A 14,309-nucleotide genomic window follows, 5' to 3' on the forward strand; every position below is an offset into this window, starting at 1 on the left:
TAAAGTGAAAAGCCAGTCGAGTAAATCTCGACTGGCTTTTTTATTTTCTCAAATTCTCTTGTAGAAAATTAAGATACTTTTTTCTGTTTAGCCGCTGTTGCATCAGCCAATTGATAAATCAAATCTTGTAAAGCCATCATTTTTTCACGGTTATCGTGATCCCAAGGATGATAATTCGGGCGGAAATAATCAATATAATTGCCCAATTGCCTACGCAATGCACCCACTTCACCAAAAGTATATTTATACGCTTTTTTCCAACTTGGAAGATCAGTCAATTTTTTCTCATCGATTACGATTTTGGTAAATACAGGCAGTACAAAGCCCCAAAACACGATGGTTGCAGCGACTAAACCAAAGCTACGCAATAAATAAGCATAAATGCCTTGCCCCATTGCCGTGTTCCACACATCATAAGCTACAGCTTTATGTTCTGTTTCCTCGAAAGCATGCCAACGCCAAATATTGGCATAATGTTCTTCTGCACCATCAAATAATTCAGGAATTTGCAACACAGAATCTGCGAGTAACGCTGTGAAATGTTCAAGTGCAATGGTTGCACTAAGCGAATATGATGCAGGTAAATGCTTTTTCATTAAACCAAATACACCAAGTACAAAGCTTTCAAACTTCGGTGCAATCGGATTTCGCGCAAACAAAGCACTGTTATAGTCTTCATGCTCACGACCATGCATGGCTTCTTGACCAATAAATGCAGTTACCGCTTTTTTAAGTTCAGGGTCTTCAACCAAATCACGATGCGCACGTACTGCATCAATAAAGAATCGCTCACCAATTGGCAAAACAATGGAGAAAGTATTCAATAATGCAGTAAAAATCGGTCCCGCTTCTGTATGCCAATCTGCAATACGATTTGCAGGTAAGTCAAAACGAATATCACGGCGAATTGGTAATGGCTCATGATAAACCGTAGATTTAATAAATTTCTGTAGAATACCCATAGCTGAATCCTGTCTATATTTATTTGAATTGACGTGATGTCCTTAACAAAATTGTACCCGTATGGGTACAATTCGCTATGTCATTTCAACTCATTTCCATGTCATGAAAATCCATTTTGCTGAATTTGATACAGTTTTAGTCACGGCGATACATGGTAATGACACACGCTCCACCCAAACCGAGGTTATGTTGTAAGGCAATACGGGCATTTGCGACCTGACGTTGATCGGCTGTACCACGTAATTGCCACACCAATTCAGTACATTGCGCCAAACCTGTTGCACCCAAAGGATGCCCTTTAGACAATAAACCACCTGATGGGTTAGTGACATATTTACCACCATAGGTATTGTCTGCATCCCAAATGAATTTTTCAGCTTCGCCCTCAGGACAAAGCCCCAATGCCTCGTAGGTGAGTAATTCATTAGCCGTAAAACAGTCATGTAATTCAATTACATCGACATCTTCTGCACCGATGCCCGCCGCTTCATAGACTTGATTTGCGGCTTGTTTGGTCATGTCATAGCCAACCATTTTTATCATGCTTTGTTCTTCAAAACTCGAGGCATAATCGGTGGTCATTGACTGCGCTGCGATATAAACAGGATTGGAAATACTATGCTTTTTGGCAAATTCGTCAGAACATAGAATGACTGCACCTGCGCCACAAGTTGGCGGACAGCATTGAAAACGGGTCAATGGATCGAAGACATTGTCCGATGCCATGATTTCATCTAATGACAGCACTTGACCAAATAAGGCATAAGGATTGTTACTCGCATGTTTACGGGCTTTGACTGCAATCTGTCCAAAAGTTTCTTTTTTCGTGCCGTATTTCCAACGGTACTCACGCCCTGCGCCACCAAACATTTGTGCCGCAGGTGGTGCAGAATTGAAACCTTGTACATTTAACATGACTTGCGCATGTTGCCCCATCGGTGGTTCACGGTCATTAAATTTTGCGCCCAATGCACCCTTTTCCATCTTCTCAAAACCAAGTGCGAGTACACATTCAGCCAATCCACCTTCAATGGCTTGACGGGCAAGGAATAAAGCACTTGAACCTGTAGAACAGTTATTATTCACATTGACAATCGGCACACCTGTTAAGCCAAGTTCATAAGCTGCACGCTGTCCGCAAGTCGAGTCACCATACACATAGCCTGCAAAAACCTGTTCGATTTCATTGTATTGGATATTGGCATCCTGTAAGGCTTTCTGTCCTGCTTCTTTCGCCATTTCATAATATTCAGCACTTGCACCCGGTTTGGCGAATTTGGTCATGCCGACACCAATTACATTGACACGTCTTTTCATTTTATTATCCTGATTTTTAAAGTCCCTTCTCCCTTTGGGAGAAGGTTAGGATGAGGGAAATTTTTTTTATATAAATCCTATCCCTCATACGAAATTCTATTTCTCATCCTTTAAAGTAAGTGAGAACTTCCATTACGAGTTAAATATGAATTCAATCTTCAAATTAAACTGATCCACTTAAAAACTGCATCTGATGCACCAAACGAATATCACCATCCACCACCACATCACCATGCTGATACAAGTCACGAATCTCACGCTGACTTGAAACCAACGCCGCCAAATGATGATCAGACAAGGTCAAAGTCACATCAGCATTGGCATCGCTACCCTGTTGTACACTGCCATTGGCTAAATTCACTGTCCAAGATTCATTCGGTTCAGTAATGTTAAATTGATAAGTATGGTTTGCATTACTTTCATCTTTTAAACGATTCTGTAATGCTGTGAAAATTTCAGGTGCTTTTGCTACTTTGGCTGTACTTGTCGGTGCTGCCGCAGCCTGTGTTGTATCTCCTGAAGCCACACGTGCATCACGTGCCCGATCAATCAGCTTTTTGTCCATATCTTGCAGTACGATCAACTTATTGGACGCCATCACATTGCCACCAATTTTTAGCTGACCACCAAAGAACAACTTTTGTACATCGGCAAGTGAGCCATTAAACACGGTTGGCACATGCTCCTCATCCATTTCAAGGGTCACATCAGGATTGGCAACCTCGCCTGCACCTGCACTACCTGCACCATTTTTCAGGTCAATAAACCAAGTCGATTCAGGATTTTTCAGTTTAAATTGGAATGAAGTTTTGGTTTTATCGACAATGCCTGCTGTATTTGCAATATGTTGATTTACCGCAGTAAAGACATCCGCAAGCGTGATCTCCGTATTTACTGTAGAAGCTGAGTTTGTTGTGCTGTCGGATGATCCTGCATTACTGCCATTGGCAATACGTTGATTTTTCGCGTCAGCAAATAATTTAGAATCAATCTCTTGCAATACAATCAGCTTATTGGAAGCCATAACATTGCCACCAATTTTCAACTGACCGCCAAAAAACAACTTTTGCACATCGGCCAATGAACTTGTCACCACCGTTTCAAGGTGCTCTTCATCCATTTCAAGTGTCACATCCGCATTAGCAATTTCACCCTGCGTACATGAGCCCGCACCATTTTTCAGATCAAGCGTCCACATTGAATCAGGATTTTTGAGTTTGAATAAGAATGAAGTCTTGGTTTTATCCACCAATTCAGGATGTTGTGCGACATGCTCTGCAATGACTTTAAACACATCTTTGGCAATTAAACGATCAGGTTCATTAGAAGTCTGTACTGCCTGAACAGATGCTTGCTCAGTTTTTGCTTTGGCTTTTGCCTTAGGAATTTCTGTATATAATTCAATGGCAGCATTCTTAATCACCACTTCATTACGTTCTTTCACCCATGTTTCAAAAATGATTTTTGTATCCGATTCTTTCCACATTTTGGTGACAAGGGTATCGCCCGGATAGACACTCTTGGCAAAACGTACTTTGATACTTTTGAAATAACGTCCATCATTATTGCTAAATGCTTTAATCACATGGCGACCACTAAAACCAAAAGTACATAAGCCATGTAAAATTGGACGATCAAAACCAAAAGCTTTGGCAAATGCAGGATCGGCATGCAAAGGATTCCAATCGCCTGATAAACGATACAACAGTGTTTGATTCACATCAGTTTTTTCTTCAATCACAGCATCAGGTTCGCGCTCAGGTGCAACATTGATTTCGGTCGAATCACCACGATCACCGCCCCAACCGCCTGCACCACGTACAAATGCGGTCATTTCGTTGTAAATGAGTTCTTCACCATTTTCATCTTTAGACGAAATTGCAAAAGTGACCACAGCATTTGGATCTTTGTCATAGGCACTTTTTAAAGTGAAGGTATGCTGTAGCTTGGCATGTGGCGGTAAAGGTCGTTTAATTTCGGTATATTGCTCACCATGTAGCACACGGTCGAAACCATAATTCATACCCGGAAGTGAAACGCCCTGTTTTGCCATTTGCAACATGGCATTCATTTGTGGCATCACGCCATAAGTTGGAAAGGCTTGGAATTCACTGCCCAACTCATAGACATAGGCAAGTTCTGAACTGTCCAATGGATTTTGTGCCGCACCAATGCCCAATGCATAAAGTGACAAATCACGTTCATCATAAGACGATTCAATCTCAAGTTTGGCTTTAGATGCAACATCCAAGTCGATGAATTCATTACCGCCTAAGTTTGGATGGTTGATACCTTCAAGAATCGGCGTGAATGATTCTGTGGTTGAAGTAGGATGAGTTGATTCTGTGAAATCGGTAATTTTGTCCCAATGCCGTGCCACATCATCGACATTGAATGGGCGTTTGTTCGGGAAAATATAACCCTCTGTACGCTCCCAACGCAGTTTAGCAACGAAGCCTGCCCCGACTTCAAATAAGCCTTTATTTTCCTTGCAATCTTCATGAGCAAGCCAAGCCACCAAAGGACTCACCGCTTCAGGTTTGAGCAAAGCCAATAAATCAGGTGGCATCACGGTTTCAGTCAAACGTGACGCTGCTAAGGGCGCAATGGTATTGACGAAAATGTTTTTACTGCGACCTTCTTCCGCTAAACAGTTGGCTAAACCAAGAATACCCAATTTTGCCGCACAATAATTGGCTTGACCGAAGTTTCCGTAAATCCCTGCGGCTGAAGTCGTCATGATAATACGACCATAACCTTTTTCACGCATGATTGGCCAAGCTGCATGTGAGACACTTTTTGAACCATTCAAATGTACACGCATGATCAGATCCCAATCCTGCTCAGTCATTTTGGCAAAACTGACATCCCGTAAAATCCCTGCATTATTAATGACAATATCCACAGTACCAAAATGATCTAATGCAGTTTGAACAATGGCTTCACCATTTTCCACCGAGTCATAATTGGCAACCGCTTCACCGCCTGCGGCACGAATTTCTTCCACGACTTTGTCGGCCGCCGATGAAGACTGACCTGATCCATGTGCGCCACCACCCAAGTCATTCACCACCACTTTACAGCCTCGTGCTGCAAGGGTGAGTGCATGTTGTCGTCCTAAGCCACCACCTGCACCTGTGACAATGGCTACACGTCCATCAAAACGTAATTCTGACATTTTTATATCCCTGATTTGATTATTTTATTGTTTAACTTACATCTATCCATAACCAAAAATAAATTTTAATCAATGGAAGTTCCCCTCTTTTTAAAGATGAGAAGCTTGCTTCGCAAGAGGGGGAGATTTTGGGTATTCATTAATGCCTATCACTATTTAAATCGTCCGTGAAATCAACTCTTTCATGATTTCATTGGTACCACCATAAATACGATTTGGACGCATATCCAAATACGCACGGGCGATTGGATATTCCATCATATAACCATAGCCACCATGCAATTGCAGACACTCATCGACCACTTTACAGGCAAGATCAGATACCCAATATTTCGCTGTACATGCGGCTTCAATTGACAGTTCATTCTTCAAAACAAGCTGCATACACTGATCAACAAACGTCCGTGCAATTTGAACTTCAGAACGCATTTCCGCCAATTTAAAACGAGTATTTTGGAATGCAGAAACAGGTTTTCCAAACGCTTTACGCTGTTTGACATACTCTACTGTACTTGCCAAAGCAAACTCTGCACCTGCTGCACAAATGATACCGATCATCATCCGTTCCCATGCTAACTCTTTCATTAACATGATAAAGCCCATGCCTTCCATACCCAGTAAATTACTTTTTGGAATACGCACATTATCAAAGAACAATTCGCACGTATCCTGACCATGCAAACCCACTTTCTTCAATGGTTTCCCTTTGGTAAATCCTGCACGGGATGCTTCGATTATCACCAAAGATACATTCTGTGCTTCGCTCTCGCCCTTACCTGTTTTGACCGCAACCACAGCCATATCGCACAGATAACCATTGGTAATGAAAATCTTAGAACCATTGATAATATAATCATCACCATCTTCAACGGCTGTCGTACGCAAAGCTTGTAAATCAGAACCTGTCCCCGGCTCAGTCATCGCAATCGCACCCACCACCTCACCTGTTGCCATTTTCGGCAACCAATCTTGCTTCTGTTGCTCATTTCCAAAGTTGTTAATGTAATTTGCCACAATATCCGAATGTAGCGAAAAACCTGATGCAGAATCTCCGACGCGTGCCTGTTCTTCCATCAAAATCATTGAATACAAACGATCTACACCTGAGCCACCATATTCCTCAGGCATCGTGCAACATAGCAAGCCTAATTCACCTGCCCGATTCCATAAATTACGGTCTAAATGCTGCTGCGCTGCCCATTTTTCATTGTGTGGTGCAATTTCAGTTTCAAAGAAACGCCGTGCGGTTTGACGAAATTGTTCATGTTCAGTACTGAATAAAGTGCGGGGAATCATTGGTGCGACAAGTTGTGGAATATTTAAAGCTGACATTACATTTCCTTTGAATTGGTTTTATTTTTCTGGCGGTTGAAAGTTAAAAACTTAAACTTAAAAAATTAACTTTCATCTCTAGTTTTAAAATGTGGATGATTTTTCGTCAATTGTATTAAAGATAGCTCAATTCATAAAAATGATGCTTTTTGCCAAGTTTAAATTGATCGAACAAGGTTATTGAGAATAATTATCCAATGTTCTACGATGGATTCTATAATCGTTAAATAGAGCCAATTGATTTTTTTTATCTGGTTATTTGATCTTTCAAGACTCATTTTTAAGCTCAGATGATCGTTTAAAATGCAACTACATTGAAAATAGTACTTGTGATTTCTACAAAAATTTTTAAATTATTTCATCGTTACTCTTTGTAATTTCACTCTATTTTTTAGACAAAAAAGCTCACTAAAACTTTCTATAGAGTCCGATTTTTCACCATTAAAAAATAAATCTTAATATTTTATTTAAGTCAAACTTATCAATATAAATATATGATTCATTTAAATTTAAAATTTTCTAGTCTAAATAATAAACTACACCGTTTACACTTTTTTCACTTTTTCAATTCTTAGAGTATTTACTCTTATTTTTTATATGTTATTTTGTAAAAAGAGGTAAAATTCAAACTCTATTTGTAAGTTACAAATATTCTAAGTTTTGTTTACAAATGCTTCAAATCATTCATTTTATGGCTAGGGAAAAACTAAAATGAAATTAAAAACGCTAACTACTGCTATTTTATTTGCAACATTACCTGCAACAAGTATTTTTGCTGCAGCGCTAGATCGATCTGGTCAATCGATGTCCGCTTTTTTACAACCTGATAACTATTTTGAAGCAGGTCTTTCTGTTTTAGATCCAACTGTTGAAGGTCGTGAAGCTGGAACAAGTGAAACACGCCGTAATATTGAAGATATGGGTGAAGATTATTATTTCCCATCAGCAGCGTTAAAACTTCAATTGACAGACAATATTTCTTTTGGTCTTTTATATGATCAACCTTTTGGTGCAGATGCGAAATATCATGGAAGTAATGTTTTCGTTTCAAATCCAGGAGCAGATACTGTTTTAAGCAATGCTAGTGTTACCAATCTAGCAAATGCAACACTAAAACCGCTTAGTGCCGAACAACGTGTTGGCTTAGCTCTCAAATCCCAAGGAGTAGATTTAACTTCTGCTCAAGGGCAAGCGATATATCAACAAACTTTAACAGCCTACAATGGAAGTCCTGAAGCTAAAAAGAAAATAGATGATGGCGTATTAGCAGGAATTGAAAAAACAGTTAAAGGTACTTTAGCACCAATTGATGCTGGACTTGGTAAGGGTGTTACTCAAGTTGAAGTCGATACTCAAAACTTATCGATGATTTTCGGTTTCCAACCTATTAAAAATATTAACCTCTATGGTGGTGCTGCATACCAAACCATTAAAGGTAAAGTTAGTTTACGTGGTCAAGCGTATAGTCTCTATAATGGCTATGATGCATCAATCAAAGAAACTGGCGGTGTAGGTTGGTTAGCAGGGGCTTCATATCAAATTCCTGAAATTGCCTTAAAAGCATCGATCACATATCGCTCTGAAATCGATCATGATGTAAGTGCAGTTGAAACACTTTCTGCTGAATCTGCTTTGGACTCAAATCCCGCTGTACTTACGGCATTAAAAATCACTGAAGAGGATTACAAAAAAATCAAAGCACCTGGTAAAACTAAAATTACCACACCACAATCAGTCAATTTAGACTTACAAACTGGTATTATGGAAAATACGGTTGCCTTTGCCAATATCCGTTGGGTCAATTGGAAAGACTTCTCAATTCAACCTCATAAATTCGGTGAAATCTCTAAACTGGTTGGTCCTTTAGTTAAACAGGATAAAGGCTTTAATCTCGTTGAATACTCAGATGATCAGTGGTCTGTCAATGCAGGTGTTGGTCGTAAACTAAATGACAAATGGGCAGGTACAGCTTCTGTCGGTTGGGACTCTGGTGCAGGCGATCCAGTTTCTACACTTGGTCCAACAGAAGGCTATTGGAATGTCGGTTTAGGCGTTCAATTTAACCCTACACCTGCAACCTTTATCGCTGGCGGTGTAAAATACTTCTGGTTAGGTGATGCTAAAGCACAAACAGGTGCACAAGCAGGTGGAAGCGAATATGTTGCTGAATTTACAGATAACAATGCGATCGCTTATGGTTTAAAATTAGGTTATAAATTCTAAGCATTAACCTTATAAAAATCACAACATTGTGGGATTTTTTATTTCAACTCTTCATATACACTTTTAAACTTTAAAATACTCAGGCTTAAAAGTCATAAAATAGAACTTCACCAGTTTCGAGTGAATATTCCGCACCAATCACTTTTAACTTCCCTTTTGCAATCAAACTTTCAAGTACGGCTGAACCATGTCGTAACTGATTTACAGAAGCAAATACATTTGACTTCACTGCATGCATAGATAATTTTTCAAGATCATCTTTTAACTCTGTTTGCATCAAAATTTCAACAGAAGGACGGACACGATTCACAATCGACATTAGGTTTGCTGAAGGCGGTGTATTAGGATTTTTGAGTGCTTCTATCGTTGAGTGAATCGCACCACAATGGCTATGTCCTAGCACAATGACCAAAGGACAACCAAAACTCTCTGCAGCAAACTCTACACTGCCCACTTGTGATGGCGCAACGATATTCCCTGCCACACGAATCACGAATAAATCACCAAAACCTTGGTCAAATACCATCTCCGCAGGAACTCGTGAGTCTGAACATCCTAAAATAATGGCAAAAGGTTCCTGACTACCTACCATTTCTGTTCGTTGTTGGTGTGTCAAAAACTTATTATGATTTGTTTCGCCATGAGCAAAGCGTTCATTACCCTGTTTCAAACGTTCTAAAGCTTCTTGAGCAGTTAGCATGTGTCATCAGTTCCATTGTGTGGAGATATATTTAATTTTAATACTGTCAATTTTGATTGTCACTGACTAAAAATAAACTCTGTTACAAATTAAGTTAAGTGTTATGTTTTCATTCAAACAGATAAACATTGACCAATTATGATACAAAATATAAAAATACTTTGAACCAATCGACACTTTAACCACATCCAACAGATGATTTAATCAACAACAAGCGATAAAAACTAACATTTTATGCAAAATATACCAAGACTTTAGCAAAACTAGGTCATCAAAAAATTGCATTTGCTTTATATAATGGTGAATTGTTTAAAAGGAATCTGATTCATGCCGCAAACGCCCTCAAAAACTTTTTCTAAATTTTGTAGAGCCGCACTCATTGCGAGTAGTATGACTTTTACTTTGTCTAGCTTAGGACTAAATATCAGTCATGCCGCAACACATGAATCGATTGATTACCAAAAAGTATTACAAGAAGAGCGAACTTGGGCAGGTGTATCGAGTAAAACCTTACGTGTAGGTGATGTGGTTTGGTCATATAGTGAAGGTGGTGACCGCAGTAAACCCACAGTTTTATTGATTCATGGTTTAGGGAGTAGTCGTGATACATGGAATGATGTTGCTCATGAGTTAACCCGTCATTATCATGTAATTATGCCTGACTTACCTTTTGCAGGAACCACTCAAGTTCCTGCAATTTTGATATTTCTGTTCCTAATGTCACTGAACAACTGCGCCGTTTTATCGAAGCAGCCCGTATTCAAAATAATTTGAATGTCGTGGGGCATTCTTTGGGTGGCGCAATTGCGATGTTTTATGCATCTCAGTACCCTTATGATACTAAAAGTTTATTTTTACTCAGTTCTGGTGGTGTATTTAAAAGCAATAATACTAGCTATTTAAAAACACCTGTTTATCTCAAACAATTATTGGTTGCACAAGCAGGTGACTTAAATTTCGTCATGAATAAAGTCATGTACAATCCACCATTTACCCCAAGCATTATCAATAATGAACGTGAAAAACTTTTGATTTTAAAGGCTCAGGATACCAAAAGAGTGATAGATCAAATCGATGCTTTAAATAAGTTATATACAACAACATCATTTGCTACGATGGTGAGAAATATTGAAGCTCCGACATTGATTGTATGGGGCAAACAAGATCAAATCGTTAACATGGAAGTTGCACAAGAACTTAAAACGATGATCAAACGTAGTGAAACACCTGTAATTTTAGATCGAGTAGGTCATATGCCATTATTAGAAGCACCTGATAAAGTGGTTGATGCCTATCTGTCTTTTCTAGATAAAGTTCAGTTACAAAAGAACCCTTTGGCTGATCAGAAAATTTTATAATAAGGCATCATTATGACTCATCCCATGATTGAACAATTGATCGATGCACAATTGGCTTTTTTAGATCAAGAATTTACACAAGCAGATACCATCCAAAATGAATTTAAAGCATTTTATCTTTGGTTTCGCAAACAAACGCTGCAAAGTATTTGGAGTTTCGAGCAAATTAATCAATTGCTACAGAAGCAAATTTTAGCAACACCTGCCAGTGAGTTTTTGATTGAGCAAATCGCTGAACATATCCGTTTTGCACTGATCCACCCAAGTAATGACAATGCTTGTATTGAAGATATTATTCCTGTAGCCACGATTGATAAAATCGCACAATATGTGGCGAGTAAATCATCACATCGAAAAGCATTGATTAAAAAAGTTGTGAATAATCCTGCATTTTCTCTCATGCTCACACAACTGATTCATCATTCAATCCAAGATTATATGGATAATTCTGTGATGAATAAAAAAGTGCCCGGTGTTGGTCGCTTTATGAAAATGGGGAAATCTGTTCTAGAATCTGTTACTGATACCAATTTAGATGATACAGTAAAGCATTATTTGCAAAAGAATATTATTAAAATTAGCCAACTGAGTGAGCAAGTCATTAACCAACATTTTGATGATGATAAGCTCTACCATTTCCAAGCAAATTTATGGCATAGAATCAAAAAACAGCCATTAAATGTTGTACGAAATTATGTAGAAGTGAATGATCTACCGAAGACTGTCGCTATGGGGCATGAAATTTGGGAATATTTACGTCAGACAGATTATCTCAAACAGCAAGTTCATGATGGTGTTTACGCATGGTACATTCGTAATCAGCAACGCCCTTTTGATTTGTTACTGCATGATCTGAATATTGATGAAGCATTAATTGAACATGAATTACAAAATTTACTTGCACCCATTATTCAACAACTTGTATCTTCTGAACATCTAAAAACACGGGCAAGAATCTATTTGGAAAAGTTCTATTATTCAGAACAAACCTTACAGATTTTAAATGTAGAAAAAGGCGTTTAACGCCTTTTTCTTATTCTACAATTCAATCCATCTGTTTAGATCCGAATATTAGACTTTAGAAATTTGCCACAAAACTAATGCCATAACGACGACCATCAAGTAAACGATCACCATCTGAGTTTTCTGCAGTCTCATCTAACAAATTATAAACGCCAAATTTACCTTTTAAATGTGGGGTAAATTTATAGTTAAAACCAACATCTAAGAACTCATAGCCAGGATTTGGATTAGACATTGAAGTACGGCTAAGATAAGCGGAAGTTTCTCCACGATAATGCAAACGTGACCATACATTCAATGCATCATTAATCTCATGATCTACAGTGATATTAAACATGTGTTCTGGCATTTCATTTAAAGGCTGACCTTTGAAATCACCTGATTTAATCTCAGTATCTGTAAATGTATAATTTGCTGTAAGACTAGTATATTCCGTTAGTGCTGCTTCAACTGTTGCCTCTACTCCTCTTAACTCTGCGTCATCCACATTAATACGATCACTGATGAAATAGAATGGTGTAGGACCTTCAGCACATTTCCATGCTGCAACATTATTACGGTTGGTATTTGAACCATCTGTATCTGTTTCACAGGTTCTCACTTCTGTGATTTTGTCTTTAAATTGTGTAACGTAACCTGTTAATGAGGCATTAAGGAAACTATTTTTCCAGTTTAAACTCAACTCTGAAGATACGCTTGTTTCAGGATCTAAGTCAGGATTTGCACGGATAATGCCACGACCTGTTGAAGTTGGTGAACCACCGCCACCTGTTACACTATAAAAGCCTTCTGTCGCAGCACGAATATCAGGTTGCTTATATCCTGTAGACACACCACCTTTAATGGTAAAGTTATGATCTAAACTATATACACCATATAGACGTGGTGAGACATTACCACCGTAGTTCTCATCATGGTCATAACGTAAACCACCAGTTAAATTAAAACGATCAGTGATACGCCATGTATCTTCTAAAAATGCGGCTGCTGACCAACGGGATAATTCACTAAATTCAGGAATATTTGGATTACGATTGGTTGCTTTATCATTTAAAGCTTCATCTTTATAATAAGCACCAAATGATAATTTATGGCTTGCAACATCCCAATTCCATTGATTATTGAATGTCCATGTTTCAAGCTCAATACCTTTGGTATCTAAAGTGGTATTGGCACGATCTGGATTTTTAGAATTTTCGTATTGTAAATAAGTTTTGCTTTCTAAATTATCCGAATACTGCCCATTATGTGTTACAGAATAAACACTACGATAATTTCGAGAAGCAGAATCCTCCGCATTTTTTGCAGGTGCAACTGTTTTACTGACAGTAGAAGCAGCATCTTGGGTGACAAAATTCGCTTCAAATTGCAAATCGTGCTCATCATTTACCAAATAAGTTAAACGAGTATTTAAACTTTCACGCTCTACACCACGAAAGCCACCGACATAACTGTCTTCTTCACGCTCTTGTTTATTCACACCCAATTGTAAACCAAGTTTATTGGCAATCAGTGGACCAGCAAGATACACCGAAGCATTTTTAATATCACCCGAATCGGCATAATCCTGTACGACAGTACCTAGCTCTACTGTACCAGACCAATCATCAGTGACTTTTTTAGTAATGATATTAACCACCCCACCCATTGCATCACTGCCATATAATGTTGAAGCAGGACCTCGAATAATTTCAATACGCTCAATCGAAGCCATCGGTGGTAAGATATTTTTTTCAAAACCGTTATCATCACCATTTGGGTTAACATCTTTAGAATATTGGCGTTTACCATCAACCAAGAACAACGTGTAGTTAGAACTCATACCACGAATGCTAATACTTTGCGCAGAACCTGAACCAGATACCACAACCCCCGGTGTATTACGCAATACATCTGTAATATCACTATATTCACGTTTTTGTAATTCTTTTTGGCTAATCACCGTCATTGTTGCTGGCGCTTTACTTTTATCTTGCTTATAACCTGATGCAGTTAAAACCACTGTCTCAAGCTGCACAGGCTCTGCTTTATTCTTTTGAATATCACTGGAATTTTCTTGTGAATCATTTGCGTAAACTTGCCCCATCATGAGCGATAGCACAGAAATAGACAGCACAGATTGGATAATACGGTTTGACATAAAAGGTATTCCAGAGAGTTTCAAAATACAGAAAAAGAATGAAAAGTGCAGTTTGCGTGTCTAAGTGTAACAAAT

At 38.6% G+C, this 14,309-nt stretch carries 8 protein-coding genes and 1 pseudogene; 3 read left to right on the plus strand and 6 right to left on the minus strand.

Going from position 1 to position 14,309, the window contains the following annotated elements; all coding sequences use genetic code 11:
- Positions 1-68: 68 nt before the first annotated feature.
- The 4 genes from AVJ19_RS02895 to AVJ19_RS02910 all read right to left on the minus strand — a co-directional run bounded on the left by AVJ19_RS02895 (position 69) and on the right by AVJ19_RS02910 (position 6,790).
- Positions 69-962 (minus strand): metal-dependent hydrolase, encoded by an 894-nt coding sequence (locus tag AVJ19_RS02895; protein ID WP_111858313.1) that lies wholly within the window; start codon positions 960-962, stop codon positions 69-71.
- A 136-nt stretch (positions 963-1,098) separates the two neighbouring features.
- Positions 1,099-2,280, minus strand: coding sequence for a lipid-transfer protein (locus AVJ19_RS02900; RefSeq protein ID WP_111858314.1), 1,182 nt, complete (start codon positions 2,278-2,280; stop codon positions 1,099-1,101).
- Positions 2,281-2,443: 163 nt separating this feature from the next.
- Positions 2,444-5,458 carry a peroxisomal multifunctional enzyme type 2 gene (locus tag AVJ19_RS02905; RefSeq protein WP_111858315.1) on the minus strand — a complete coding sequence of 1,005 codons (3,015 nt, stop codon included), beginning with the start codon at positions 5,456-5,458 and terminating at the stop codon, positions 2,444-2,446.
- 156 nt (positions 5,459-5,614) lie between these two features.
- On the minus strand, positions 5,615-6,790 hold the full coding sequence (locus AVJ19_RS02910) for an acyl-CoA dehydrogenase family protein (RefSeq protein WP_111858316.1): 1,176 nt from the start codon (positions 6,788-6,790) through the stop codon (positions 5,615-5,617).
- Positions 6,791-7,501: 711 nt separating this feature from the next.
- On the opposite strand from AVJ19_RS02910, the gene AVJ19_RS02915 reads away from it, so the two are divergent.
- Positions 7,502-9,013 (plus strand): outer membrane protein transport protein, encoded by a 1,512-nt coding sequence (locus AVJ19_RS02915; RefSeq protein WP_111858317.1) that lies wholly within the window; start codon positions 7,502-7,504, stop codon positions 9,011-9,013.
- A gap of 85 nt (positions 9,014-9,098) precedes the next feature.
- Here AVJ19_RS02915 and AVJ19_RS02920 read toward each other — a convergent pair whose 3' ends face one another.
- Positions 9,099-9,713, minus strand: coding sequence for a carbonic anhydrase (locus tag AVJ19_RS02920; RefSeq protein ID WP_111858318.1), 615 nt, complete (start codon positions 9,711-9,713; stop codon positions 9,099-9,101).
- Positions 9,714-10,103: 390 nt separating this feature from the next.
- On the opposite strand from AVJ19_RS02920, the pseudogene AVJ19_RS02925 reads away from it, so the two are divergent.
- Together AVJ19_RS02925 and AVJ19_RS02930 are read left to right on the plus strand one after the other, a co-directional pair.
- Positions 10,104-11,071 (plus strand): annotated as a pseudogene (locus AVJ19_RS02925) (alpha/beta fold hydrolase).
- A gap of 12 nt (positions 11,072-11,083) precedes the next feature.
- Positions 11,084-12,094, plus strand: a complete 1,011-nt coding sequence (locus tag AVJ19_RS02930) for a hypothetical protein (protein WP_111858319.1) — start codon at positions 11,084-11,086, stop codon at positions 12,092-12,094.
- A gap of 55 nt (positions 12,095-12,149) precedes the next feature.
- On the opposite strand, the gene AVJ19_RS02935 is transcribed toward AVJ19_RS02930, so the two are convergent.
- Entirely contained in the window at positions 12,150-14,234 is a 2,085-nt protein-coding gene (locus AVJ19_RS02935; protein WP_111858320.1) for a TonB-dependent receptor domain-containing protein, read from the minus strand.
- Positions 14,235-14,309 lie beyond the last annotated feature (75 nt).

Source organism: Acinetobacter sp. CFCC 10889 (genome assembly GCF_003268395.1).
GTDB lineage: Bacteria > Pseudomonadota > Gammaproteobacteria > Pseudomonadales > Moraxellaceae > Acinetobacter.